This window comes from Bifidobacterium canis, from assembly GCF_009727065.1.
GTDB classification, from domain to species: Bacteria; Actinomycetota; Actinomycetes; order Actinomycetales; family Bifidobacteriaceae; genus Bifidobacterium; species Bifidobacterium canis.
Window position 1 is genome coordinate 425,042 of sequence record NZ_WNLP01000001.1, and the last position, 25,321, is coordinate 450,362.

19 protein-coding genes, 1 tRNA gene and 4 pseudogenes are annotated in these 25,321 nt (G+C 56.5%); 20 read left to right on the plus strand and 4 right to left on the minus strand.

Features of this window, described 5'->3' with window-relative positions; translation table 11 throughout:
• Positions 1-181 precede the first annotated feature (181 nt).
• The 11 genes and pseudogenes from GSD1FS_RS01750 (at position 182) to GSD1FS_RS01800 (ending at position 11,832) form a co-directional block, all read left to right on the plus strand.
• Positions 182-1,465 (plus strand): enolase C-terminal domain-like protein, encoded by a 1,284-nt coding sequence (locus tag GSD1FS_RS01750; protein WP_155588091.1) that lies wholly within the window; start codon positions 182-184, stop codon positions 1,463-1,465.
• Positions 1,466-1,624: 159 nt separating this feature from the next.
• A complete protein-coding gene (locus tag GSD1FS_RS01755) occupies positions 1,625-2,416 on the plus strand; it encodes an SDR family oxidoreductase (RefSeq protein ID WP_155588092.1) in 792 nt (263 codons plus the stop codon).
• 118 nt (positions 2,417-2,534) lie between these two features.
• Positions 2,535-3,817 (plus strand): annotated as a pseudogene (locus GSD1FS_RS01760) (MFS transporter).
• 6 nt (positions 3,818-3,823) lie between these two features.
• Positions 3,824-4,594, plus strand: a complete 771-nt coding sequence (locus GSD1FS_RS01765; protein WP_155588093.1) for an amidohydrolase family protein — start codon at positions 3,824-3,826, stop codon at positions 4,592-4,594.
• A 91-nt stretch (positions 4,595-4,685) separates the two neighbouring features.
• A complete protein-coding gene (locus GSD1FS_RS01770; protein WP_155588094.1) occupies positions 4,686-5,579 on the plus strand; it encodes a dihydrodipicolinate synthase family protein in 894 nt (297 codons plus the stop codon).
• Between the two features lie 175 nt (positions 5,580-5,754).
• Positions 5,755-7,235: pseudogene (gene sufB, locus GSD1FS_RS01775) on the plus strand (Fe-S cluster assembly protein SufB).
• Position 7,236: 1 nt separating this feature from the next.
• On the plus strand, positions 7,237-8,463 hold the full coding sequence (sufD, locus tag GSD1FS_RS01780; protein ID WP_155588095.1) for a Fe-S cluster assembly protein SufD: 1,227 nt from the start codon (positions 7,237-7,239) through the stop codon (positions 8,461-8,463).
• 2 nt (positions 8,464-8,465) lie between these two features.
• A complete protein-coding gene (gene sufC / locus GSD1FS_RS01785) occupies positions 8,466-9,245 on the plus strand; it encodes a Fe-S cluster assembly ATPase SufC (protein ID WP_155588096.1) in 780 nt (259 codons plus the stop codon).
• A 33-nt stretch (positions 9,246-9,278) separates the two neighbouring features.
• Positions 9,279-10,550: a SufS family cysteine desulfurase gene (locus tag GSD1FS_RS01790; RefSeq protein WP_155588097.1), complete on the plus strand. Its 1,272-nt coding sequence runs from the start codon at positions 9,279-9,281 to the stop codon at positions 10,548-10,550.
• 122 nt (positions 10,551-10,672) lie between these two features.
• Entirely contained in the window at positions 10,673-11,212 is a 540-nt protein-coding gene (sufU, locus tag GSD1FS_RS01795; RefSeq protein WP_155588098.1) for a Fe-S cluster assembly sulfur transfer protein SufU, read from the plus strand.
• Between the two features lie 36 nt (positions 11,213-11,248).
• Positions 11,249-11,832, plus strand: a pseudogene (locus GSD1FS_RS01800) (metal-sulfur cluster assembly factor).
• Positions 11,833-11,976: 144 nt separating this feature from the next.
• On the opposite strand, the pseudogene glgC reads toward GSD1FS_RS01800, so the two are convergent.
• The 3 genes and pseudogenes from glgC to GSD1FS_RS01815 all read right to left on the minus strand — a co-directional run bounded on the left by glgC (position 11,977) and on the right by GSD1FS_RS01815 (position 14,459).
• Positions 11,977-13,223: pseudogene (glgC, locus tag GSD1FS_RS01805) on the minus strand (glucose-1-phosphate adenylyltransferase).
• A 205-nt stretch (positions 13,224-13,428) separates the two neighbouring features.
• Positions 13,429-14,289, minus strand: a complete 861-nt coding sequence (locus tag GSD1FS_RS01810) for a TrmH family RNA methyltransferase (protein WP_155588099.1) — start codon at positions 14,287-14,289, stop codon at positions 13,429-13,431.
• Positions 14,290-14,368: 79 nt separating this feature from the next.
• Positions 14,369-14,459 (minus strand) — tRNA-Leu (locus GSD1FS_RS01815).
• A 128-nt stretch (positions 14,460-14,587) separates the two neighbouring features.
• On the opposite strand from GSD1FS_RS01815, the gene GSD1FS_RS01820 reads away from it, so the two are divergent.
• The 6 genes from GSD1FS_RS01820 (at position 14,588) to era (ending at position 19,926) form a co-directional block, all read left to right on the plus strand.
• The gene (locus GSD1FS_RS01820) at positions 14,588-15,385 is read left to right on the plus strand and encodes a 16S rRNA (uracil(1498)-N(3))-methyltransferase (RefSeq protein WP_155588100.1); all 798 of its coding nucleotides are present in this window, start codon (positions 14,588-14,590) and stop codon (positions 15,383-15,385) included.
• An 83-nt stretch (positions 15,386-15,468) separates the two neighbouring features.
• Positions 15,469-15,804, plus strand: a complete 336-nt coding sequence (locus GSD1FS_RS01825) for a histidine triad nucleotide-binding protein (protein WP_155588101.1) — start codon at positions 15,469-15,471, stop codon at positions 15,802-15,804.
• A gap of 41 nt (positions 15,805-15,845) precedes the next feature.
• The gene (locus GSD1FS_RS01830; protein ID WP_155588102.1) at positions 15,846-16,988 is read left to right on the plus strand and encodes a PhoH family protein; all 1,143 of its coding nucleotides are present in this window, start codon (positions 15,846-15,848) and stop codon (positions 16,986-16,988) included.
• Positions 16,978-17,523, plus strand: coding sequence for an rRNA maturation RNase YbeY (gene ybeY / locus GSD1FS_RS01835; protein WP_155588103.1), 546 nt, complete (start codon positions 16,978-16,980; stop codon positions 17,521-17,523). Before GSD1FS_RS01830 ends, ybeY begins: the two co-directional genes overlap by 11 nt.
• Positions 17,524-17,543: 20 nt before the next feature.
• Entirely contained in the window at positions 17,544-18,950 is a 1,407-nt protein-coding gene (locus GSD1FS_RS01840; RefSeq protein WP_155588104.1) for a hemolysin family protein, read from the plus strand.
• A complete protein-coding gene (gene era / locus GSD1FS_RS01845; RefSeq protein WP_155588105.1) occupies positions 18,937-19,926 on the plus strand; it encodes a GTPase Era in 990 nt (329 codons plus the stop codon). The genes GSD1FS_RS01840 and era overlap by 14 nt, the downstream gene beginning before the upstream one ends.
• Positions 19,927-20,019: 93 nt before the next feature.
• Here era and GSD1FS_RS01850 read toward each other — a convergent pair whose 3' ends face one another.
• Positions 20,020-22,080 (minus strand): AMP-dependent synthetase/ligase, encoded by a 2,061-nt coding sequence (locus tag GSD1FS_RS01850; RefSeq protein WP_155588106.1) that lies wholly within the window; start codon positions 22,078-22,080, stop codon positions 20,020-20,022.
• A gap of 262 nt (positions 22,081-22,342) precedes the next feature.
• Here GSD1FS_RS01850 and GSD1FS_RS01855 point away from each other — a divergent pair, with 262 nt between their 5' ends.
• From GSD1FS_RS01855 to GSD1FS_RS01865, 3 genes are read left to right on the plus strand one after another with little or no spacing between them, the layout of a single operon-like run.
• A complete protein-coding gene (locus GSD1FS_RS01855) occupies positions 22,343-23,485 on the plus strand; it encodes an NAD(P) transhydrogenase subunit alpha (RefSeq protein ID WP_155588107.1) in 1,143 nt (380 codons plus the stop codon).
• 4 nt (positions 23,486-23,489) lie between these two features.
• On the plus strand, positions 23,490-23,801 hold the full coding sequence (locus GSD1FS_RS01860; protein ID WP_155588108.1) for an NAD(P) transhydrogenase subunit alpha part 2: 312 nt from the start codon (positions 23,490-23,492) through the stop codon (positions 23,799-23,801).
• The gene (locus GSD1FS_RS01865) at positions 23,801-25,216 is read left to right on the plus strand and encodes an NAD(P)(+) transhydrogenase (Re/Si-specific) subunit beta (protein ID WP_155588109.1); all 1,416 of its coding nucleotides are present in this window, start codon (positions 23,801-23,803) and stop codon (positions 25,214-25,216) included. The genes GSD1FS_RS01860 and GSD1FS_RS01865 overlap by 1 nt, the downstream gene beginning before the upstream one ends.
• Positions 25,217-25,321: the final 105 nt, after the last annotated feature.

A 25,321-nucleotide genomic window follows, 5' to 3' on the forward strand; every position in this document is an offset into this window, starting at 1 on the left:
AACTCCTCCTCATACAGCTGTCACACCCTGCTTTGACAGTACCACGCATTTATGCGAAATCTGTCGAGATGCTCATTGTTATACAGCGGTAAGATAAAAATTTCGTAATTGAGTTTGCACTTTTCCAACATTAGGCTAGTATGAAAACTGTAGTTCATCGAGGCAAAGGAGCCAGATAGATATGAGCACAATCACCAAAGTCAAGACTTATGATTTTCGTTTCCCCACTTCCCAAACGCTTTCCGGGTCGGATGCGATGAATCCGGATCCCGACTATTCCTCCGCATACGTCGAAGTCTCTACTGATGCCGACGACGGCATCAAAGGCGTCGGCTTCGTGTTCACGATCGGCCGTGGCAACGACGTGGTGTGCGCTGCCATCGATTCGATGGCGCAAGCGCTTATCGGCCGCAATGTCGAGGAATTGCTCGACAACATGCGCATTGCCTGGGATCTGTTCGTGCATGATTCCCAACTGCGCTGGCTGGGGCCGGAAAAAGGCGTCGAACATATGGCGATCGGCGCATTGCTCTCGGCGCTGTGGGACATCAAGGCGAAGCGTGCCGGCCAGCCTCTGTGGCTCATGCTTTCACGCATGGAGCCCGAGGAATTGGTGTCGACTCTTGATTTCAGGTATCTGAGCGACGCCCTTCGCCCTGAAGAAGCCATCGAGATTCTTAAAGAGGGGCAGAAGGGCAAGGAGGAACGCATCAAGCACTTGCTTGAAGTGGGCTATCCGGGGTATTCCACTGCAGCCGGTTGGCTGGGCTACTCCGACGAGAAGATGGTCGCCATTGCCAAGGAAGAGACGCAGGTCAAGGGCTTCAAGCAGATCAAGCTCAAGGTCGGGCGCAACGTCGATGATGATCTGCGTCGCCTGGCGAAGGCGCGCGAAGCGATCGGCCCTGACGTGAGGCTCGCGGTCGACGCCAACCAGGTGTGGGATGTGCCGACCGCGATCGAATGGATCAACAAGTTCCACGAGTTCAATCTCGCGTGGGTTGAGGAGCCCACGAGCCCAGATGACGTCATCGGCCATGCCACCATCGCACGCGCCATCAACCCCATCAAGGTGGCCACCGGAGAGCAGATGCAGAACCGCATTCTCTACAAGCAGTACTTGCAGACGAACGCATTCGGCATCATGCAGATCGATGCGACGCGCGTCGCGGGTCCGCAGGAGATCGTGCTCGAATACCTGATGGCCAAGAAGTTCAACAAGCCGGTGTGCCCGCATGCGGGCGGTGTCGGTTTGTGCGAAGCCGTCTGCCAATTCGCCATGTTCGACTACGTGTCGGTGTCTGGCACAATGGACGGACGCATGATCGAATATGTCGATAATCAGCACGAACATTTCGTGAATCCGGTGCGCATCGAGCATGGCAACTACATGGCTCCGACCGCTCCGGGCAACGGCGCCGAAATGACGGTCGAAACCGCCGAAAAATATCTGTACCGCGGCTGAGCCGAGCGGTGCCCGTTCCCCGTGTGCCAACATGAAGAACGGTTTGCAACGACTCTACCAATCAAATAACCAACAACAACCAAAAAGAAACCACATATAACAGCTTGGCGCGGAACCTCCACGTCAAGCATGCAGCACAGGTGTAACAAAGGAGTTCCCATGGATCTGCATCTCGAAGGCAAAGTCATCATCATCACCGGAGGCTTCAAGGGCATCGGCAAGGGCATCACGCTCCAACTGGCTCAGGAAGGCGCGATCCCGGTCGTGATCAACCGTGCAGACAATGCACAGGAAGAGTTCAAGCACGACATCGAGCAATACACAAAGAACTATGACGTGCATCTGCTCGACCTCAACGACACCGATAAGATCGCACCGATCGTCGAAGAGACCTACAAGAAATACGGCCATATCGACGGCATCGTCAACAATGCGGGCCGTAACGACAACAAGGCGCTCGAAACCACCAGCTGGCGTGAATTCGAAGAGTCGATTCACGGCAATCTGACCCATTACTACGAACTCGTTCACGCAGCAGTGCCATACCTCAAGGAAAGCCACGGTGCCATCGTCAACATTTCCTCGAAGACGGCACTGACCGGCCAAGGCAAGACGAGCGCATATGCAGCTGCCAAGGGCGCCATCCTCGGCCTGACCCGCGAATGGGCAGCGGCCCTCGTCAAAGATGATGTGCGCGTCAACGCCATCGTCGTCTCCGAATGCTGGACACCGCTGTATGCGGAATGGATCAAGACGTTCGGCGACGAAGCAGCGCAGAAGGCGCGTTTGTCGGTGATCACCGACAAGATCCCGCTCGAGCATCGTATGACCACCCCGGCGGAGATCGGCAACGAAGCGGCGTTCCTGCTGTCCGACCGTTCCTCGCACACCACCGGCCAGTGGGTGTTCGTCGACGGCGGCTATGTGCATCTCGACCGTGCACTGAGCTGATCTAACCCCTCCCAACGGTCTGTGAAAGACGGCCGCCCATGTTCAGCGTCGAACATGGGCGGCGCTAGGGGATTTTCCATATCGTGAACATTCTTCAACTACTATCAGGGAGTCAAAGATGACATCCACAGATCAATCAAAGAAGCCGGTGAAAACCACCGGTTCGAAAGCAACCGTCGCCATTGTGCTCGTGACCTCACTGTTCTTCATCTGGGGTCTGACGATGAACCTGGTGAACGCGCTCAATTCGCCGTTCGCCAACTACATGAAGCTTGACAGCACACAGGCGGCCTTGCTGCAGGTCGCCTATTACGGCGCATATTTCGTCATGGCGATCCCAGCAGGCTTGATCGCCAAACGATTCGGATGCAAAGGAGGTGTGATCTCAGGCCTGTGCCTGTTCGTCCTCGGCGCCTTCATGGTGGTTCCGGCCACGAACATGGCCAGCTACGGGCTCTTCCTCCTCGCGATGTTCGTCATCGCATTGGGCGCATCCTCACTGGAAACCAACTGCAACCCATACATCACCAAGCTCGGTGACGAAAAGGTGAATCATTCCGTCTGAACATGGCGCAAAGCTTCAACGGCGTCGGCAACATCGTCGGCCCGCTGATCCTCGGCCAGATCCTCGGCACCACCATCGCCCCGGGACAGCCTGGATTCGAAGAAGCCAAAACGCAGTTCCTGAGCGAAACGCGCACCATCTACATCGTCATCGGCGTCGTCATTCTTCTCGTGCTCGCCGTGTTCGTGTTCTTCAAGCTGCCGACGCCTCCAGGCGATGCCGAAGAGCAGGCTTCGGGCCACAGCAATGGCGAGACATTCGCCACACTGCTCAAGAGGCCGTATTTCACGCTTGGCATTATCGCCGAGTTCATCTTCATCGGTTTGCAAGTCGCAGGAATGGCCATGTTCTCCGCATATGCGCTCAAACATTGGGGAGCCGGCATCACGGCAGGACTCGCCGCAACGATGCTGTCGGTGTTGTCGCTGCTGTTCACGCTCGGTAGGTTCATCACCACGCCACTGATGACGAAATTCGATCCAGCAAAGATCCTCGGCGTTTACATGACCATCTCCGCTGTGCTGATGTTCATCGTGTTCCTGGGACTCGGCAAGTTCTCGGTCATCGCGTTCATGGTCGCCTACCTGTTCATCTCGATCGGCTACCCGACCATCTTCTCGCTCACACTCAAGGGCATCAAGGGCTCGGGCGCGAAGACCGGATCGTCCGCACTCGTCATGAGCATCGTCGGCGCAGCGCTCATTCCACTGCTGCTCGGTGTGATCCAGGATGCGGCAGGCATCGAAATCGCAGTGCTCGTCATGGTTCCGTTCTTCCTCTTCATTGCTTGGTATGCATTCTGGGGTTCGAAGATCGGTCTCAAAGAGGGAAAGTGATCTGATATGACACTCAAAGTAATCGATTCTCATTTTCACATGTGGGATCCGCAAGTGCAGGATCTCCCATGGCTCGCTGATCTGCCGAAGCTCCAGCACAAATACACAATCGAAGATCTGACCGCGGAATATGCGAAGTTCGACGTGGACTTCCTCGGCGGCGTGTATGTCGAAGTCGATGCGGCAGACCACGAACTTGAAGACAAGCTGGTCTACTACAACAGGAATCCGAAGATCCTCCGTCGAATCATGCGCAGCCGCGTCAGCCCATACATGCGCATACCAGTGTTCGCGGACGGCATTCGCGAGCCGCTGCACACGCCATCCGAGCCTCGCGGACGCGTGTTGGAGCCGGAGTTTCTGGAAGGCTTGCGCACATTGGCCGAGCTGCATCTCCCATTTGAACTGTGCAACAGGGGAGAGGAACTGCCCGACATGGCGAAAGCCCTCAAGCAGGTGCCGGAAGAGACGGTCATCATCGATCATCTGGGCAACATGCCAGGACTCGACTCCGATTCTCGCAAAGCCATCACCGAGCTGGGCGCATTGCCAAACACCTATATCAAGGTTTCCGGAGATAATCCAGTCGACCCGGAGATCGTGAAATTCGTGGCCGGCGCATTCGGCCCGACCAAGCTGCTGTACAGCTCCAATTGGCCGGTCGTTGAACTCAACTCGTCGTTCGACAAGCATTTCGAACTGATGCTCAAGTTGTTCGGCGAAGACGAGAACTTCTTCATGAACAACGCCAAGCGAGCATACGGCATCGAGATCTAGCGCTCATAAGCGTTTTGCGTACCGCCGTGCGGCATCTGCTGCGTGGCGGTACGCTTTCACATAGTTGAAAACATAGTTGCGAAAGGTTTTCATGGTTTTCAATCCAAGGTTTTCGGGCGTGGTCTGCCCGTCAATCACCGTCACGCATGACGATGGCACGATAGACTATGAGCGTTGGGGCAAACACCTCGACCATCTCATCGACGCCGGCATCGACGGCGTGCTGATCTTCGGCAGCATAGGCGAATTCTATGCGTTCGATTTGCAGACAAAAGAGCAGGTCGTCGATTTCGTAGTCAAGCATGTGAACGGGCGTATGAAAGTGTTCGCCGGCATCGGCGACACCGACATAGACCGTGTGCTCGAGTTCGCAAAATCCGCCGAGAAGAGCGGAGTCGATGCCGTGGTCGCAGTCTCTCCGTATTACTTCGGCCCCTCGCCAGATGCAGCGCGCGTATACTTCGGCAAAATCGCGGACACCGTGTCGATTCCAGTCATTCTCTACAATTTCCCGGCACGTACCGGCTCGGATCTGACACCCGAACTTGTAGCTGATCTCACAAAGAATCATCCGAACATCGTCGGCATGAAAGACACCGTCGATACGATCAGTCACACGCGCAAGGTCATCCGCGCAGCACGCGCTGTGAACCCTGATTTTGCCGTGTTCTCTGGATTCGATGAGTATTATCTGGTCAACCGCGTCTCCGGAGGAGTGGGCGTGATCAGCGGACTGACCAACGTGGAGCCTGAGACATTCGTCACATTGCGCAACGCATACGACTCCGGTGACATGGCGACGACACTCACGGCAGCGGCACGCATCAGCACACTCATGGCGGTATATGACCAGGCGGATCTGTTCATCTCCGCTATAAAAGGTGCGGTGAAAGCCAAAGGACTTGATATTTCCACGCTTATTCGCGAGCCCGCGGCGCAGCTCACCGACGAGCAATACCGCAAGATCGTGCAGATTCTCAGCTGACAATTGCTGTCGGATATTGTGACGGTACATTTGTGACATTCGCGCGGAGACGTTGTATTCGTCTCCGCGCGTATTTTCTTCGGTCCTGAAACTCTGGCGTGTTTGCAGGGTGTCTGCTACCGTGGAGCAAGACATTGACAAACATGGGAGGTGGCGACGAGTGGCAGAAGATCACATGCCCCATGCCGCATCTGACGTGGAGATGAATCAGTACGTCGCTGATCGAGCTCGCGTCAACGAGGAGAAAATCAAACAGGATGACGAGATCATCGAGCAATTCGGTGAATACTCGTATGGCTGGCACGATTCCGACGCAGCGGGCGAAGCAGCCAAAAAGGCATCGACGAACAGGTCGTTCGAGATATTTCGGCAGATAAGCACGAACCGCAGTGGATGCTTGACATGCGTCTGCGCGGATACAAGGCGTTCATCGAACAGCCGATGCCGAAGTGGGGAGTCGATCTCTCCGGCTTCCACGCACAGGATTTCAAATACTATGTCAAGCCGGTTGGCAAGCAGGCCGCGCACTGGGAAGATCTTCCCGACGACATTCGCAACACATACGACAAGCTCGGCATTCCGGAAGCTGAGAAGAGCAGGCTCGTCTCCGGTGTCGCAGCGCAATATGAATCCGAAGTCATCTACAACTCGATCCAGGAAGACCTCGCCAAGCAGGGCGTGATCTTCGTCGACACTGATACCGCAGTGCGTGAATACCCGGAGCTTGTGAAGAAGTACTTCGGCACGGTCGTTCCTCCTGAAGACAACAAGTTCGGTGCGCTGAACACCGCTGCATGGTCGGGTGGCTCGTTCGTCTATGTGCCGAAGGGCGTGCACGTGGATATTCCATTGCAGGCGTATTTCCGCATCAACACCCCGAACATGGGTCAGTTCGAGCGCACGCTCATCATCGCAGACGAAGGTTCGTACGTGCACTATGTGGAAGGATGCACTGCACCTATCTACTCGACCGACTCACTGCATGCCGCCATCGTCGAGATCATCGTCGAGAAGAACGCACGAGTGCGCTACACGACGGTGCAGAATTGGTCGAACAACGTCTACAATCTCGTGACGCAGCGCGCATATGTGCGTGAAGGCGGCACGATGGAATGGGTCGACGGCAACATCGGTTCGAAGGCCACGATGAAATACCCGGCCTGCATTCTCGCCGAGCCATATGCCAGCGCCTCCACGATGTCGCTTGGATTCGCCGGCAAAGGCCAGTATCAAGACACGGGTGCGAAGATGATTCACTTGGCACCGCACACGTCTTCCACCATTGTGGCAAAGTCGATTTCGCGCGGCGGCGGGCGTTCCGCATACCGCGGACTCGTCAAGATCGTCGACGGAGCGGAAGGTTCCAGTTCGAACGTCGTCTGCGACGCATTGCTCGTCGACGACTTCTCACGCTCCGACACCTACCCGCATGTTGACGTGCGAGAAGATGACGTGTCTATGGCGCATGAAGCCACGGTGTCGAAGGTCTCCGAAGACCAATTGTTCTACCTGATGAGCCGTGGCATCGAAGAGAAGGAGGCCATGGCGATGATCGTGCGCGGCTTCGTCGAGCCGATCAGCCGAGAGCTTCCGATGGAATACGCTCTGGAACTCAATCGTCTGGTGGAACTGCAGATGGAAGGATCGGTTGGCTGATATGGCAGACCAAAAGGAAATTTCGATTCCGGTTGCGGATCCGAACGATCCGTATGCCGTTCCGGCGGCCATGCCGTCAAGCGCCGACAACGCTCCGCGCTCCTTTGCTGTGGATGATTTCGCCGTCCCCACGCGCAAGCAGGAGGATTGGCGTTTTACCCCAATCGAACGCATGAGTGAATTCTTCGACGTGTTCGAGCCAAGCGGATTGACGCAAGTGTCGATCAGCATGATCGACGGCTCGCCGGTTGACACGAGCAGTGTGGACATTCGCACGGTGAAGATCGGTGATGATCTCAGCGGTACGGTGAGCAAGCCGAACGACCGTGTGTCGGCAGTCGAATGGAACAGTGAGAACTCGGCGACGATCATCGAGATCAAGCGCAGCCTCGACCACCCGCTGTTGATCAAGGTGCTCGGCACCGATGAGCGTCTCGATGCGTTGCATCTGGTCATCGCCGCTGATTCACAGGTGCATGCCGACGTGGTGGTCGAACACTACGGTGATGCGAAACTCGCAGAAGGCATCGAAATCACCACCGGCGATGACGCGCACATCTCCACGACGTTCATTCAGGAATGGGATCGCGGTTCCAAGCATGTTGGCAATCATCGCATCCACGTGGGCAAGGATTCGTCCATTCGCCACTCGGTCGTCACGCTGGGCGGCGACGTGGTGCGCATCCGCATGGATCAGGATTTCGGCGGCGAACACGGCGAGATCAACATGCTCGGCATCTACTTTGTGGATCCAGGCGAGCATATCGAACATCGTACGATGGTGGTGCACAATGCTCCGGAATGCCGCTCCCGCGTGGTCTACAAGGGCGCGCTCAATGGCAAGGGAGCACATTCCACATGGGTGGGCAATGCGTTGATTGAGCCGACCGCCCCTGGAACCGATTCGTACGAGCTCAACAGGAATCTGGTGCTCACACCGGGTGCGATCGCGGATTCCGAGCCGAATCTTGAGATCGAGAACGGCAACATCGTCGGTGCAGGCCATGCCAGCTCGGTCGGACGTTTCGACGATGAGGAGCTGTTCTACCTGCAGTCGCGCGGTATTCCGGAGAAGGAAGCGCGCAAACTCGTGGTACGTGGCTTCTTCGGTGAATTGGTTGAAGAGATCGGCATCGAAGAGATCGCAACGCACCTGATGCAGGCCATAGACCGTCGTCTCGCTCGCGGTGAGAGCGAAGAAATGAAGAACGTTTTGGAGGAGAAATAACAATGTCGACGTTGGAAATCAAAGATCTCTACGCATCGGTGGAGACGAAGGAAGGCCGCAAGCAGATTCTCAAAGGCGTCAACCTGACCGTTAATTCGGGGGAGACGCATGCCATCATGGGTCCCAACGGTTCGGGCAAATCCACCCTTGCCTACACGCTTGCCGGACACCCGAAATACGAGGTCGACAGCGGTCAGGTGCTGCTCGACGGCGTTGACATTCTGCAGATGACCCCGGACGAGCGCGCAAAGGCGGGCATCTTCCTCGCCATGCAGTACCCGGTTGAAGTGCCGGGTGTGTCGATGACGAACTTCCTGCGCACTGCGGTGACCGAGGTCTCAGGTAAGGCGCCGGCCATTCGCACGTGGACCAAAGAGCTCACCACTGCGATGAAGGAGCTCAAGATGGATCCGAAGTTCGCCGGTCGTTCCGTGAACGAAGGCTTCTCCGGCGGTGAGAAGAAGCGTGCCGAAGTGTTGCAGCTCGAAATGCTCAAGCCGAAGTTCGCCATTCTCGATGAAACCGACTCCGGGCTCGATGTTGATGCATTGCGCGTCGTCTCGGAAGGTGTGAACCGTGCGAAGGCGAAGAACGATTTCGGCATTCTGATGGTGACGCACTACACGCGCATCCTCAAATACATCAAGCCGGACGTCGTGCATGTGTTCGCCCAAGGCCATTTCGTGAAGAGCGGTGGCCCGGAACTCGCCGATGAACTCGAGGAGACCGGTTACGACATGTATCTGCCGGAGGGCGCGGACTCCGAATCCGCTCTTGCCTGAATATCGCTTATACATAACGAAAGAAGACGATCGATGACGGATTTTGATGCGATTCGCTCGCAGTTCCCCATTCTGCGCCAACAGGTGAATGGGCATCCTCTGATATATCTCGACAGCGGTGCCACGGCTCAGAAACCGCAATCTGTCATCGATGCGGAATCAAAGTTCTACGAAACGATCAATGCGGGCGTGCATCGTGGAGCGCATACACTTGCCGGGCGTTCCACGGTGGCGTTCGAAGAAGCCCGTGCACAGGTTGCAAAGCTCGTCGGGGCGTCATATGAAGAGGGCAACGAGGAGCTCGTCGTGACGATGGGCGCGACCGATGGGTTGAACACCCTTGCCACAGCGTTCGGCAATGCCAGCCTCGGGAGAGGTGGCAAATCGGCACAACGTTTCGCACTGAAACCCGGTGATGAGATTGTGGTGTCGAGAGCCGAACACCATTCGGTGCTGCTGCCATTCCAAGAGCTTGCCACACGCACCGGTGCCACATTCAAATACTTCGATCTTGACGACGACGGGCGTATCCTCGCTGACACCGCCGACGAAGTGATCACCGAACACACGAAGATCGTGGCGATCACCCACATCAGCAATGTCACCGGCGCGATCACCAATATCGCGCCGATTGTCAGGCGCGCACACGAAGTGGGAGCGTTGTTCATTCTGGACGCCTGCCAGTCCGTGCCCCACATTCCAGTCGATTTTCATGCACTCGACGTGGATTTTGCCGCATTCAGCGCGCATAAGATGTATGGTCCGACAGGCGTGGGCTTCCTGTATGGCAAGCGAGAGTTGCTGGAGGCGTTGCCACCGGCGAAGTTTGGTGGATCGATGGTCGAGTTGGCGTTCATGGACAAGCCGGCTCAATACATGGAGCCGCCAGCACGATTCGAGGCTGGCACACAGCCTGTTGCACAAGTTGTCGCAGCCGGCGTTGCAGCGCAATGGATGATGAGCATCGGCATGGATGCCATCGCACAGCATGAGCGCACGATAACCGATGAACTGCTGAAGCTGGCCGACGTCGATGGCGTACGCATCCTTGGGCCGGCGAACAACGTCGATCGCATCGGCACCGTCGCATTCGAGGTTGACGGCGTGCATCCGCACGACGTGGGGCAATATATCGACGCACGGGGAATCGCCATCCGCGTCGGCCACCATTGCGCACAGCCGATTCACAGGCATTTCGGGGTGTTTGCTTCGAACAGGGCTTCAACAGGCGTCTATAACACGCCTCAAGACGCTCAGGCACTCGTGGAAGCCGTTCAAGGGGTTCGCAAGTTCTTCATCGCATAGCATCCAATGTGGTTGCATGATGGGAAACCATGGAAGAACGCTTGCGGTCGGGAATACGATCGCCGCATATATGTTACTCAGATAGATAGTGGGATTGACGGCAGTCGACGGAAAGGAATGCGATGACCAACATCGGAAATCAGGAATTGGAGCAGATGTATCAGGAAGTGATTCTTGACGCATCCCGCCATCCTCATGGCAAGGGAACGCTTCCCGATGGTGTGTCATCAGATACCGATGATGGTCAGGCGACCGTCTCCGCGATGCATGAATCATGTGCGGCGGCGCAGTCGCACCAGTTCAACCCCACATGCGGCGATGAAGTCACTGTGCACGTCGAAATCAGCAAAGACGAGCCTCACCGCATCGAAAGCATCGTGTGGGATGGTCAGGGTTGCTCGATCTCACAAGCCAGCCTCTCGATCATGGTTGATCTGGTCGAGGGAAAAACGGTTGATGAAGCGATGAAACTGTTCAACGAGTTCCATACGCTTATGCAATCGCGCGGTGCCGGCGTAGACGACGAGCAGATTGAAGACGATCTTGAAGATGCACTTGTGTTCCAAGGCGTTTCCAAATACCCGATGCGCATCAAATGCGCATTGCTCGGTTGGGAAGGACTGAAGGACTCGATGGCCAAAGCACTGGCTTCACAACAATAATTATTCTTACGAGCACATAGAAAAGCGAGGATGGCAATGAGCAGTAATCTGGTTCCAGAGCCGGAAAGCACTATTTTCGACGCGGTGAACACCGTGGCGGGTGATGAAGATACCGCTCGAGCAGTCATGGCGAATCCCGCCTTGGCCAAGACGATCGGCGTCAACGCGCAGGATTCAGCCGAACAGGATGCGAAGACCGATTGCTGTGGTGGGCATGGAGATGGCGATCATGACTGCCAATGCAAGGAAGACACAGTTGACGGCATCGAGCTCAAAGGCGTGGATGATATTGGCCGTGCCACTGCGCAAGATGTCAAAGAGGCGTTGCATCAGGTCATCGACCCGAGCTCGGCATCGACGTGATCGACTTGGGATTGGTGTATGGCATCGAAATCGATGAACTTGGTCGAGCCATCATCACGATGACGTTGACGACGCCAGCATGCCCATTGACTGATCTTATCGAAGACGAGTGTGCCAGCACATTGGCCGGATTGGTCGAGGAGTTCCGCATCGATTGGACATGGACGCCACGTTGGACGGTCGAGAAGATCACGCCGGAAGGCGCGGAACAGCTTGCTGCTCTTGGATTCAACCTTGACAATATGCCGAGATACTAAAAGCCTGGTACCTGGCACAAACGTTGCTGCACGGCCGAGAGTGCTTACGCATACTATATATTTTCCGGTATAGAAATTGGCCGGTCGCCTCAACAATTCGAGACGACCGGCAATTTCTATAGTCAGCGGATTTGAAACGCTACATCAGCCGTCAACGATGGTGCCCTTCGGGACGACGGTGATGCCATCCGGCGTGACGGTGAACCCACGTTCCAGATCGTGCTCCATGTCGAGACCCACTGTGGCATTCTCGGTGAGGACGACGTTCTTATCGAGAATCGCGCGGTTGACGCGGGCACGGCGATTAACTTCAACGTTGTCGAACAGAATCGAATCGTTGACCTGCGACCATGAATGCACGTGCACGTTCGGAGAGACGACGGAATGATGCACTTCGCCACCGGAGACGATGACACCGGGGGAGACAATCGAATCAGTCGCGTGGCCGACGCGATCACCTGCGGCATGCACGAACTTCGCCGGCGGAAGATTGCCGGAATTCGTGTAGATAGGCCACTCCATATTGTAGAGATTGAACTCCGGCACATACGAGATCAGATCCATATGCGCGTCATAGAACTGGGTGATCGTGCCCACATCGCGCCAATATGCGTGGTCGGTCGGCGTGGAGCCGGGGATCTCGTTCTTGCTGAAGTCATACACGCCGGCTTCGTTACGTGCCGCGAAGAACGGCGCGATGTCTCCACCCATATCGTGCTTCGTGTTCTCTGCCTTGCTGTCGATCGACAATGCGTTGAACAGCGCATCGGTGTTGGCCACATAGTTACCCATCGAGGCGAGGATCTCGTTCGGGTTGTCGGGCAGACCAGTGGTCTCTTTCGGCTTCTCCTGGAACTGATGGATCATGTTCGGATGATCGTGATCCACCTGGATGACTCCGAACTGGTTCGCCTGTTCGATCGGCTGGCGGATGCCTGCCACAGTGAACTCGGCTCCCGACTCGATGTGCTGACGCACCATCTGTTCGAAATCCATGCGATACACGTGATCGGCGCCGACGATCACGACGATGTCGGGCTGCACGTCTTCGATGATGTTGATGGTCTGATACACCGCGTCGGCAGAACCCAAGTACCAATGCTTGCCAAGACGCTGTTGTGCTGGAACAGGGGAGACATAGCTGCCGAGCAAAGTCGAGAAGCGCCACAATTGGGAAATATGACGGTCAAGCGAATGCGACTTGTATTGGGTCAATACGATTATTTGGCTGTACCCCGAATTGACCAGATTGCTCAACGGGAAATCGATGAGGCGGTATACGCCACCAATGGTACGGCCGGCTTAGCGCGATCTCGTGTCAGAGGCATGAGACGGGTTCCTTCGCCGCCTGCGAGAACGATGGAAAGAATCTTGGGGTTCTTCTTCGCCATAGCAGCTCCTTCCTGCGGACTTACAGAACTGAATCTGTGAAGTGGTGTTCATCATTGAAGACACCTCAATAATTGCATACATTCGCTCAATGGCAAAGCCAAAACGCCTGTTTTACGGCGTGTTCTTTCAAGAAATACCAAAATCGTTTCACATTTCGAACCAAAATGGGTTCTTATTGTGATATTCCCTGTGCTTAAGTGAGCTTTATACGTTACGCGTGCTGTAAAAGGCTACGGCACTCGATGCGGCGACGTTGAGTGAATCGACCCCATGACTCATCGGTATTTTCACAGTGAGATCGGCGTTGGCGATCGTATGTTTGGTCAGTCCGTCTCCTTCGGTTCCGAATATCAATGCGAGCTTCTCGATATGTTGATCTCCGTCAGTGTGGAGTCTGTCGACGAGGGCGTCCAGCGATATGGAATCGTCAGAGAGCGCCATGGCCGCCGTGGTGAAGCCAAGTTCATGAAGCTCCTTCAACCCTTGCCACGGCCAGTAATGCACGTCATCGCCCCCGATGCGTGTCCATGGAATCTGGAACACCGTTCCCATGGAGACGCGAATGGAACGGCGATACAGCGGGTCTGCGCAAGATGGTGTGACTAGCACGGCGTCCACGTCAAGCGCCGCAGCCGAGCGAATGATGGCACCCACATTCGTATGATCGACGATGTTCTCAAGCACTGCGATGCGTGTGGCGCCTGCGCACACCTGTGCAACACTGGGCAATTCCCAACGGCGCATGGCTGCCAGAGCTCCGCGGTGCAACCTGTAGCCGGTGAGTTGCTTGAGCTGTTCGGGGGAGGCTACGAACACTGGAACGGAGTCTCCCCAGTGCTCGTCAATATATTCGAACGTCTGCTTCATGCCTTCGAGCCAAGGTTCCTCCACGAGCAGAGATATCGGTTCACGGCCCGCTTCAAGTGCGCGGGTGATGACCTTCGGCGATTCCGCTATGAACAGGCCCTGAGATGGTTCCAAGCGGTTGCGCAGTTGCAGCTCGGTCAGATTCGTGTATGCCTCCACCTGCGGGTCATCAATCGATTCGAGCCGTACTAGTCGCATGCATCCTCCGTTCGCTGCTCTGCCATTCGGGTAGTCGTCTTGGAAAACAAAAACCGGTTCCGAAGGGAACCGGTTTTGCTGGTGTCCGGAGCGGGACTTGAACCCGCACGCCTGTATAAAATAGGCACTAGCACCTCAAGCTAGCGCGTCTACCATTCCGCCACCCGGACAGGTGTCGTTGCCGCGCAACAGAAAAAAATATACGCGAACATGAGTTCGAGCGCAAGTTCGGCGTGTCGCATGTGAACAGGGTTGTTCACGCAGTCGTTCGTGTACGCCGGTGTGTAGCCTACGAAATATGACTGATGCGTTGTTTTTGGTGGATACGAGTAGCGATGATGCGCCGTTGCGGTGCGACGAACTGTCGGCTGGCTGGAAAATAACTTTGCCGCAGAGCGTGAAAAGACATGCGATCGGTTCGATGAGGTTGGCCGAAGGCGACGAACTCCAATTGTCTGATGGCAATGGGCTACGCATTCAGGTAGTGGTGGATGATGCGCAAAACGGCGTGGTGCAGGTGCTGGGTTTCGAGAGGGAAGACAAGCCGACTGTGCGACTCGGTCTCATTCAGGCTTTGGCGAAGAACGGCCATGACGAACAGGCCATCGATGTGGCCACTCAAATAGGCGTTGACGAAGTGACGCCATGGCAGGCCGATCGTTCCATCGCGCGGTTCAAAGCAGGGCGAACCGATCGCAAATGGATGCAAACACTGCGTGCGGCAACCGAACAATCTCGACGGGCTTTTGTGCCCGAGCTGCGCGAGGCGATGAGCAGCAAACAACTGTTGGCGCAGATTCGGCGTGATATGGTGCACGGGAACCTCGTCATCGTGTTGCATCAAGACGCCAATGCTTCCTGGTCGCAGGTGGAGGAGGCCGTCGATGCGCTGACCTCGCGCTGTTTGGAAGATGGCAAACCAAGAACCATCAGCGTGGTCGTCGGCCCGGAGGGCGGCATCAGCGAGCAGGAGGTCGACGCATTCCGCACAGCCGGCGCTCTGGTGTGCGTGCTGGGATCGAACATCCTGCGCGCATCTGCGGCGGGACCTGTGGCACTGAGCCTGTTGAGCCGTGCTGTGGGACGCTATCGCTGAACAGGGTTCGCGGAATGAATATGCGATGGAATTGGTAGAATCAAACAGTGCTGGCATATCCGTTCATTGGAAATGAGGAATAGATGAAAGACCCGAACTGCCTGTTCTGCAAGATCATCGACTGTGAAGTGCCGAGCGAGAAGGTGTTCGAAGACGCCCAAGTGTATGCGTTCAAAGACATCAACCCGAAAGCCAAGGTGCATGTGCTCGTTGTGCCACGACAGCATTACCGCAACGTCGATGAATTGGCGAAGGCAGACCCATCTCTGCTGGCGCACATGGTCGAAGTCGCGCAAACCATTGCTGATGAGGCCTATAACGGTTCGTTCCGCCTGATCTTCAACACGGGCGAAGACGCCGGCCAAACGGTGTTCCATGTGCACGCGCACGTGCTCACCGGTGAACCGATGGGCGAATAACGCAACATACATTCAAAGTCAAGTAAGTCAAAGAGGAGCATTTGGCGACTACAACACGAACAGTGCAGATCCCGGAACAACTCGATGCCGTCAAGGTGTTTGGGGCCTACGATGAGGTGATACGCGAGATCGAACGCGAATATCGAGATATCACCATACATATTCGAGGCAACCGCGTTACGATCACGTCTACGACGAAGGCGGGGGAGAGCGAGGCGTCGGCGGCGCAGGATCTGATTCACACGCTTATCGATGCGGCCTACACGAATCCCTTGGACGCGGCTACGGTGAAGCGCATGCTCGAACAGCAGGTGTTGGCGAACGACATACGTGAAGAAGTGCCTGGTCACGGCAGAGAAGTCGAGGCATTGCGTCGTGTGAAGAAACAGGAGCGAGACAACGCAAGGCAGGCGCATGCCCGCTATCGCAAGCCGAGCATTCCCGGAACAATCGCGTACGCCGCCGGATATCCGGTTCGGCCGAAAACCGCGGGCCAGGTCGATTATGTGAACGCGATCGAAGCAAATACGATCACATTCGGCATAGGCCCCGCCGGCACCGGTAAGACCTATCTTGCTGTGGCGAAAGCGGTGCAGGCTTTCGAAGACGGCGCGGTTCGCCGCATCATTCTGACGCGCCCAGCCGTGGAAGCCGGGGAGAATCTCGGTTTCCTGCCAGGCACGTTGAACGAGAAGGTCGACCCGTATTTGCGTCCGCTGTATGACGCGCTCTCCGACATGCTGGGAGCAGACCAGTTGAAGCGCTGCCTTGATGATGGCTCAATAGAAGTGGCGCCATTGGCGTATATGCGTGGACGTACGCTGAACGACGCGTTCGTCATTCTCGACGAGGCGCAGAACACGACGAATCAGCAGATGAAGATGTTCCTCACGCGTCTTGGATTCAACACGAAGATGGTGATCACCGGCGACATCACTCAGGTTGATCTTGATGTGCCACGTTCGGGATTGGGGTCAATCGAATCGATTCTGCACGGCATTGACGATATCGCGTTCGTGCATCTCAACGCTGAAGATGTGGTGCGCCATGCGCTTGTCGGCAGAATAGTCGCCGCCTATGAATCGCACGACGAAGCTGCTCGCAAGGGTGAGGCCGCCCGCCGTCATGCTCAATCACAGCGGTCGAACGCCGCTGCTGCGCGAAAGGAAGAACATGAGCGTTGAAGTTGCCAACGAAACGCAGTGGCAGCTCGATCCGAAGATCTTCTCGGAACTCGGCATCTGGGTCATGCATCAGATGCGCGTGAGCACGCAATCCGAACTGACGATCACTTTCGTGGACCCGGAGCCGATCGCCGAGCTGCACGAACGCTGGATGAATCTGCAAGGGCCGACCGACGTGATGAGCTTCCCGATGGATGAACTTCGCCCCGGTGACGATCGCAATGAACCGGAAGGCATGCTCGGCGACATCGTGATATGCCCGTGGGTGGCTCAGCAGCAGGCTGCGGCGGCGGGACACAGCACGATGGAAGAGATGATGCTGCTGACCATTCATGGTGTGCTCCATTTGCTCGGTTACGATCACCACACCAAAGAGCAGGAACGGCAGATGTTCGGTCTACAGCGTCAGCTGCTGCTCACCTTCTTCGCGCTGCATCGCTCAACACCATGGGTAGCGCAGCTGCCCGAGGGAAGCGTCAATGAACTGGAAGTCTATGAGCGCAAGCATGGCGCGGACCGGCAACTCGGTCACTAGAAGTGCATGAGGAGTATGCGATGAATGAGATGACGATCATCACCGTCGTTGTTCTTGCCGTGGTTGCCTGTTTGTTGTTCTGGCAGTCGCTTCTGTTGGCGTCGTTGGAAAGCGCTGTTGTTCGCGTGACCCGCGCGAATCTCAACAATCTGATGATCGAAACGCAGACCGATTCGGAACTCAGCCAGTTCACGCGTCAGAAGAAGATCGATAAGATACACAGGCTGCAGCGGCTCATTGCGAATCGACATGCCACATCTTCGGCGTGTGCGTTCCAGCGCATCGTCAGTAACGTGCTATTGGGAGCGATCGCCGTGTGCATCGCCGCGATATTCGGTTGCGCGGTATGGTTGCAGCTGATCATAGGCGTCGTCGTGGCGTTGGTTGTGGCTTTCGTGTCGGTTTTGGTACGTCCTCGTTCCGTTGGCTCGGATCGACCGTTGGAGATTCTGCTTTCCCACACGAGACTGGCTTCATTCGCCTATGCGTGCGCGCCGTTCCTGCATCGGCACAAGTCGAAGACGGCGCAGAACAAAGCGGAGCTTTCCGAAAACGAAGAACTCGAGGAAATTCACCTTGAGCAGGGGCGCGCTGCGATCAACCGTGTTCTGGAAACGAATCGTTTCGACCCTGAAACCTCCGAAATGCTGCACAACGTATTGGAGCTTTCGGATTCGCTGACACGCGAGATCATGGTGCCGCGCACCGATATGATCTGCATCGAAAAAGACGCCTCCCTCGAAGACTTCCTGAAACTGTGCTCGCGTTCGGGCTATTCGCGTATTCCAGTCATCGGCAACGACATCGACGATCTGCTGGGCATCGCGTATATGAAGGATGCCGTGCGCGCCTCGATTTTCAACAATGCGGCGTTGAGCCGTCCCATTGCGTCCATAATGCGTGATCCGATGTTGGTGCCCGAGCTCAAGCCGGCAGACGACCTCTTCCACGAGATGCAGCAGACCTGCCACCATGTGGCGATCGTCGTCGATGAATACGGCGGCATCGCAGGCATGGTGACCATCGAAGATGCGCTGGAGCAGATCGTCGGCGAATTGCAGGATGAGCATGATCATGCTCAGCATGGAGAGCCACAGCAAATAGGCGAAAGCAAATGGAGCATGCCTGCACGTACGCCGATCGCGGATCTTGAAGACATCTTCGAAGTTGATCTTGACGAGGACGATGTAGATACCGTCTATGGGTTGCTGACCAAACTGCTCGGCCGCGTGCCGATCGTCGGTTCCAGCGCCACCACCCACGGCTTGCGTTTGACCGCCGTCGATTCGGCCGGAAGGCGCAAGAAGGTGTCGACGATCGTCGTCGAACCTCAGAGCGAAGCGGAGCAGACCGAAACGGAAGAATCGTCTCAAGACGATGAAGCAACCCCAACCACCACCACACAGGAGTCCAATGACCATGAGTGAACAATCCAACGCTGCGTCGCAGCCCGCAACCCCGTATCGATCTGGCTTCGTGGCCGTGGTGGGCCGCCCCAATGTCGGTAAATCCACGTTGATCAACGCGTTGATCGGCATGCAGATCGCCATTGCGTCATCTCGGCCGGAAACGACGCGTAAGGCCATTCGAGGCGTGCTCACCACCGACCACGCCCAGATCGTGCTCGTCGACACCCCAGGCATCCATCGTCCTCGCACTCTTCTGGGTCAGCGACTCAACGATGTTGTCGACGAATCTTTGGCAGACAGCGACGAGATAGCCTTCCTGCTGCCGGCAGATCAGGAGATCGGGCCGGGGGACCGCAGGATCTTGAGTAGGCTTCGCTCTCAATTCGCCACGAAAAACGACGATGGCACGTTCAAATGGAAGGTGCCGCTGATCGCGATCGTGACGAAAATCGATCAGCTTGACCGCAATGCATTGGTGAACAAGCTGATCGAAATCAACGAATTCGCTGATTTCGCGGATATCGTGCCGGTAAGCGCATTGGAAGACGACAATCTGCAGGAAGTACGCAACGTGCTGATTGACCATCTTCCCGAAGGGCCACAGATGTATCCGACCGATCAGGTCACCGAAGAGCGTCCTGAAGATGCCATCGCAGAGCTCATCCGTGGTGTGCTGCTTGAAGAACTCGATGATGAGCTGCCTCATTCATTGGCCGTTGTCGTCGACTCGATCGACTACCCAGAGAACATGGACGAGGAAGATGCCGAAATGATGCACGGCAAAGCTCGCGTGATGGTCTCCATCTACGTTGAACGAGACTCACAGAAGCCGATCATCATCGGCAAGGGAGCGTCGCATCTGGTGCATATCAAGAAGAAACTGCGTACGCCGGTGAATCGTCTGGTCGGTCGTAAAGCGAATCTCGATATGCAGGTCAAAGTCGCGAAGAACTGGCAGTCCGACCCGAAGAAACTCGATCGTCTGGGCTTCTGACTTCTCATAGGACCTTTTGCGCACGTAGTGCGCATATGAGTTGGGCCCACCGAGATTATCGGTGGGCCAACTCATATGCGATGCTGATGTAGGTCAGCCGTTGTTCTGCGCGTCCGGATTCGGCTTGCGCTTCGTGTACATCTGCGTGTTGAGCAGTGTGTTGTAGCGCTTGAGCACACGCGGGCGAATGATCTTCATCGACGCTGTCATCAATCCGTTATCCTGACTGAACTCCTCAGGCAGAATGATGAACTTGCGAACGGATTCGGCACGGGAAACACCCTCGTTCGCCTGATCCACCCACTTCTGCACCTCGGCACGCACCGCAGCGTTCTGAGCAGCCTCTTCCATCGTCATGCCGGTGTCAAGACCATGCTTCGACAGCCACGGGCGCAACGCATCCTCATCCAAGGTGATCAATGCGGAGATGAACGAACGCTTGTCACCGACCACCAATGCCTGAGACACGAACGGGCAACGCTTGATGACATCTTCCATCGGGCCCGGGGAGACGTTCTTACCGCCTGCGGTGATGATCAGATCCTTCTTACGGCCGATGATATAGAGGAAGCCATCATCGTCGAGACGCCCCAGATCGCCGGTCTTGTACCAGCCATCTTCGGTGAAGCTCAGCTCGGTTTCCTCTTCGTTCTTGTGGTACCCCTTGAACACCGGAACGCCTTTGACCTGAATCTCGTTGCCTTCGCCGATGCGCAGCTGGAATCCCGGGAACGGGATGCCGACGGAACCCTGATGGTAGGGCACCGTCAACGGATTGAACGCGCATGGCGCCGTGGTCTCGGTCAGGCCATAGCCCTCATACACCGGGATGCCGGCGCCACGGAAGAACGCCATCAGATCGGGGTCAAGCGGCGCGCCGCCGGTGACGATCCACTTCGCGCAACCACCGAGGGCTTCGCGAATCGACGCGTAGACCAGCGGGTCGAAGGCATTGCGCTGCATGGAGACGAATCGGCTGGCCTTGCCATTCTCGCTGACCTCCTTCATGTATTTCTGGGCGGCTACGACGGATGCCGCGAACACGCGTCCCTTAGGGCCGCTACCGGCTTTCTGGGAGGCTGCGTTGTAGACCTTCTCCAGCACACGAGGAACCACGATCATGATGTGCGGGCGTGCGATCTTGAGGTCGGCGGTCAGCGTCTTGATGCCACGGGCGATGTAAATGTGCAGATTGCTGGCCACGCAGATGTAGTTGATGGCGCGGGCGAAGGAATGCGCCTGCGGCAGGAACAGCAGGACGCGGTTGCGCTTGTTGGACAGCAGGTCGGGCATGTAGGTGGGCAGGTTGGTGGCCGTGGCGCAGTAATGCGCGTGCGTCATCTCCACGCCCTTCGGCGCGGCGGTGGAACCGGACGTGTAGACAATCGAGCACAGGTCGGTTTTCTTGACGCTGGCGATGCGCTCGTCGAGCTGTGCGTCGGAAACGGTGGAGCCATATGCCTTGAGTTCATCCAACGCGCCGTTCTCAATGCACATGATGGTCTTGAGCGTCGGGCAGTCCTCTTTGGCCAGCTCCGTTTTGTTCAGCATGTCTTTGGTCTCGACCACCAGCAACGAGGAGTCGGAGTTGTCGACGATGTTGCGAATCTGCTCCGCGGAATCGGTGTCGTAGATGGTGGCGAGCACACCTCCGACCGACAATACGGCTGCATCGAACACATCCCACTCATACGACGTGTGGCACATGAACGCCACACCATCGCCTTTGCGGAGACCCTGATGCATGAGACCCTTGGCAACCTCGCGAATGTCAAGCAACGTTTCGCTCGCGGTCTTCGTCACCCATTCATCACCGTATTTAAACGTATACAGCGCTTCGTCAGGCATACGCTTAGCACGGGATTCATAGATGCGATACAGGTTGAAGTCTTCTGGCAGAGGTTCGTTGCCCTCGGTGTCTGCCGTGATGAAATCGGAATTGGCGTCGATGAACGTGGTCGTCGGGCGATCCGGACCCCAGAAGTCGATATGCGGCAGATCCTCATAGTCGTGATGCTGCGGCGTCGTTTCCGGGTCCACATAGTCAGGAGTGTCGCCATCAGCGTTGATCGGATGTTCGAAATCACCGCCGAGATGCAATATTCTCTGCGTCGCATCCGACGCGTGCTTTTTGACCGATGTGAAAATAGACATAGTGCTCCTTATAGCCCGCAAAAACGTTCTTCAACGGATATTAGCCTTAAAAACGTTCCACGTCACCTTACGCTTACGTAACGAAGCCTTCTGGCGTAATTCGAAAACCGTTCGCACGAATTGACGGGCATCCTATGAAACCGCTTGGAACGCGGATATTCGCAGAATGGACTCCAACCATATGTTACGGACGTGTTTCGGTTACACTGGGGCGCTGTATGTTCATCATCCCGTCATACGGGGATGCATAGAAAGGGTTCATATGGCTCAAACACCAGAAGCCACTGTGGTGTTCGGCGTATTCAATGAAACGTCGGAACATGAGTCCCGCGTCGCACTGACGCCGGATATCGCTACACGCCTGCGTAAGGCAGGGGTGTCTTGTTTGATAGAACATGGAGCAGGCGAAGCCGCCTCATACACGGATGACGACTATGCCAAAGCTGGCGTGACCGTCACCGACAAGCAGACGATTCTCGATGAAGCCGACGCTCTCGGCTTCGTAGACCGCCCATCGGAGCAGATGATCACGCAGATCAGCAAAGGCACATGGGTCATCGGCATGCTCGGCTCCTTCACCGATGAAGCATATGTCAGCGCATTGCAGCAGGCCGGACTCACGGCCATCGCCATCGAGCGACTGCCACGACAGCTCAGCTCGGCGCAGTCGATGGACGAGATGACGTCGCAGAATTCGGTCATGGGCTACAAGGCCGTTCTGGTGGCGGCCAATGAATATGGTTCGTTCCTGCCGATGATGACGACGGCAGCCGGCACGATCCGACCGGCGAAGGCGCTTATTCTCGGCGCGGGCATCGCCGGCCTGCAGGCCATTGGAACGGCGAAGCGCCTCGGTGCCGTTGTCACGGCGTACGACGTGCGCCCGGCTTCGAAGTCCGAGGTTGAATCTCTCGGCGCCAAGTTCCTTGACCTCGGGCTCGACTTCTCGAAAGGTCAGGGTGAAGGCGGTTATGCCCGCGCGCTCACTGCCGAAGAGCAGGCGCAGCAGCAAGCCGCCGTCGACAAGAAGGCCAGCGAATTCGACATCATCATCACGACGGCGAAGGTTCCCGGCCGCAAGCCACCGGTGCTGTTGACCAAGGAAGGCGTCGCCGGTTTGCATCGTGGCGCGGTCGTCGTCGACTGCGCCGCCAGCGATCTGGGCGGCAACGTTGAGGGCTCTACGATCGGCGAACAAGTCACGGATGGCGGTGTCAAGATCATCGGCGCACCATATTTGGCCAGCGAAGTGAGCACCACCGCATCGAATCTGCTCAGCCGTAACGTCGGCGATATTCTGACGCATTTCATCAAAGACGGCAAGCTCACCGTAGATATGAACGAGGAGATCGATCAGGCGATGGTCGTCGCCGGCGATTCCTCGCAGGAACGAAAGGGGGAGTGAACCGATGCCTGATCTCGTAGTATCGATCACCCTGTTTATTCTCGCATTGCTCATCGGCATCGAAGTCATCGGCAAAGTGCCGGCAACGCTCCACACGCCACTCATGTCGGGTGCGAACTCCATTCACGGCATCGTCATCGTCGGCGTCGTCATCGTCGCCGCCGAAGCGAACTCGTGGCTGTCATATGTGTTCATCTTCCTGGCCGCTGTGCTGGGCACGATGAACGTCGTCGGCGGCTATGTGGTCACCGACCGCATGCTTGAGATGTTCAAGAGCGATAAAGACGGCGCGAAGAGCAAGGGAGGCAACAAGTAATGACCGCACAGCCAATCGATATTGTTGCATGGTTCGTATACCTGCTGTCTGCGGTGATGTTCGTCATGGGACTTCACTACATGAATTCCCCGAAAACCGCACGTAAGGGCAATTCCATCTCCGCAGTCGGCATGATCATCGCCGTGGTGATGGCGTTCATCAAACTCTTCGTCTCCGGCTTCGTCAACGGCATCGCCGTCATCGTGCTGATCGTCGGCATCGCCATCGGTGCTCTCGCCGGCGTTGTCTCGGCCAAGAAGGTCAAGATGACCGACATGCCTCAGCTTGTCTCCATCTTCAACACCGTCGGTGGCGGCGCCGCTGCGCTCGTCGCCCTGAACGACATTCTGGCCAACGACCATGCTCCAAGCCTTGTGGTGCTCATCACGGCCGGCCTCGGCGTGATGATCGGTTCCGTCACCTTCACCGGTTCGCTCATCGCCGCCGGTAAGTTGCAGGGCATCCGCTGGGTCAAGAACCTCAAACTGCCGGGCAAGGGCTTCTGGAACGTGCTTTTCATCGTGCTGACCATCGCCTCCCTCGTGATGCTGTGCGTGTTCCCAAGCCAGCGTCTGCTGTGGTCGATCCTGACCACCGTGTTCGCGCTGTGCTATGGTCTCGTCTTCGTCATCCCGATCGGTGGCGCCGACATGCCGGTCGTCATCTCCGTGCTCAACGCTTGCACGGGTACGGCTGTCGCCATGTCTGGCTTGGCCATTGACAATGTGGCGCTGATCGTCGCCGGCGCACTGGTCGGTTCGGCTGGCGTCACGCTGTCGGTGCTCATGTCGAAGGCCATGAACCGCCCGCTCATGTCTGTGCTCGCAGGTGGCTTCGGTGGATCCGATGCGGCATCCGGTTCCGCTGATGGTCCGGAAGGCACGATGAAGGAGACGACCCCTGACGATCTCGCCGTCCAGCTGGTGTATGCCGACAAGGTGATCTTCGTGCCAGGCTTCGGTCTCGCTCAGGCTCAGGCACAGCGCGAACTGGCCGATCTCGGCGAACTGCTCAAGGAGCATGGCGTCGAGGTTGAATACGCCATCCACCCTGTGGCAGGCCGTATGCCAGGCCATATGAACGTGCTGCTCGCCGAAGCGAACGTGCCATATGACGAGCTCATCGATCTCGATGACATCAACCCGCAGTTCCCGACCGCCAACGTCTCGTTGGTCGTCGGCGCGAACGACGTCACGAATCCGGCGGCACGCAAACCGGGCACGCCTGTTTCCGGCATGCCGATCCTCGACGTCGACAAGTCGCAGAACGTGGTCGTCATGAAGCGCGGCCGTGGTCGCGGTTACGCCGGCATCGAGAACGAACTGTATTACGAAGACAACACGCAGATGCTGTTCGGCGACGCCAAGCAGAGTCTGCAGGAGGTCATCGCAGCAGTCAAGGAATTGCTGAACTAATAATCAGTTTTCCAATAATTCAGTTTCCAAGTGGTGTGGGCGTTCCGATATCGGAACGCCCCACACCACTTTCGCGTTGATAATCCAACGCATTCCTCAGCTATT

Excerpts from the sequence above, each read along its gene's own strand:
- GSD1FS_RS01750 (WP_155588091.1), top strand. The coding sequence starts at position 182 with ATGAGCACAATCACCAAAGTCAAGACTTATGATTTTCGTTTCCCCACT.
- GSD1FS_RS01755 (WP_155588092.1), top strand. The coding sequence starts at position 1,625 with ATGGATCTGCATCTCGAAGGCAAAGTCATCATCATCACCGGAGGCTTC.
- GSD1FS_RS01765 (WP_155588093.1), top strand. The coding sequence starts at position 3,824 with ATGACACTCAAAGTAATCGATTCTCATTTTCACATGTGGGATCCGCAA.
- GSD1FS_RS01770 (WP_155588094.1), top strand. The coding sequence starts at position 4,686 with ATGGTTTTCAATCCAAGGTTTTCGGGCGTGGTCTGCCCGTCAATCACC.
- sufD (WP_155588095.1), top strand. The coding sequence starts at position 7,237 with ATGGCAGACCAAAAGGAAATTTCGATTCCGGTTGCGGATCCGAACGAT.
- sufC (WP_155588096.1), top strand. The coding sequence starts at position 8,466 with ATGTCGACGTTGGAAATCAAAGATCTCTACGCATCGGTGGAGACGAAG.
- GSD1FS_RS01790 (WP_155588097.1), top strand. The coding sequence starts at position 9,279 with ATGACGGATTTTGATGCGATTCGCTCGCAGTTCCCCATTCTGCGCCAA.
- sufU (WP_155588098.1), top strand. The coding sequence starts at position 10,673 with ATGACCAACATCGGAAATCAGGAATTGGAGCAGATGTATCAGGAAGTG.
- GSD1FS_RS01810 (WP_155588099.1), bottom strand. The coding sequence starts at position 14,289 with ATGCGACTAGTACGGCTCGAATCGATTGATGACCCGCAGGTGGAGGCA.
- GSD1FS_RS01820 (WP_155588100.1), top strand. The coding sequence starts at position 14,588 with ATGACTGATGCGTTGTTTTTGGTGGATACGAGTAGCGATGATGCGCCG.
- GSD1FS_RS01825 (WP_155588101.1), top strand. The coding sequence starts at position 15,469 with ATGAAAGACCCGAACTGCCTGTTCTGCAAGATCATCGACTGTGAAGTG.
- ybeY (WP_155588103.1), top strand. The coding sequence starts at position 16,978 with ATGAGCGTTGAAGTTGCCAACGAAACGCAGTGGCAGCTCGATCCGAAG.
- GSD1FS_RS01840 (WP_155588104.1), top strand. The coding sequence starts at position 17,544 with ATGAATGAGATGACGATCATCACCGTCGTTGTTCTTGCCGTGGTTGCC.
- era (WP_155588105.1), top strand. The coding sequence starts at position 18,937 with ATGACCATGAGTGAACAATCCAACGCTGCGTCGCAGCCCGCAACCCCG.
- GSD1FS_RS01850 (WP_155588106.1), bottom strand. The coding sequence starts at position 22,080 with ATGTCTATTTTCACATCGGTCAAAAAGCACGCGTCGGATGCGACGCAG.
- GSD1FS_RS01855 (WP_155588107.1), top strand. The coding sequence starts at position 22,343 with ATGGCTCAAACACCAGAAGCCACTGTGGTGTTCGGCGTATTCAATGAA.
- GSD1FS_RS01860 (WP_155588108.1), top strand. The coding sequence starts at position 23,490 with ATGCCTGATCTCGTAGTATCGATCACCCTGTTTATTCTCGCATTGCTC.
- GSD1FS_RS01865 (WP_155588109.1), top strand. The coding sequence starts at position 23,801 with ATGACCGCACAGCCAATCGATATTGTTGCATGGTTCGTATACCTGCTG.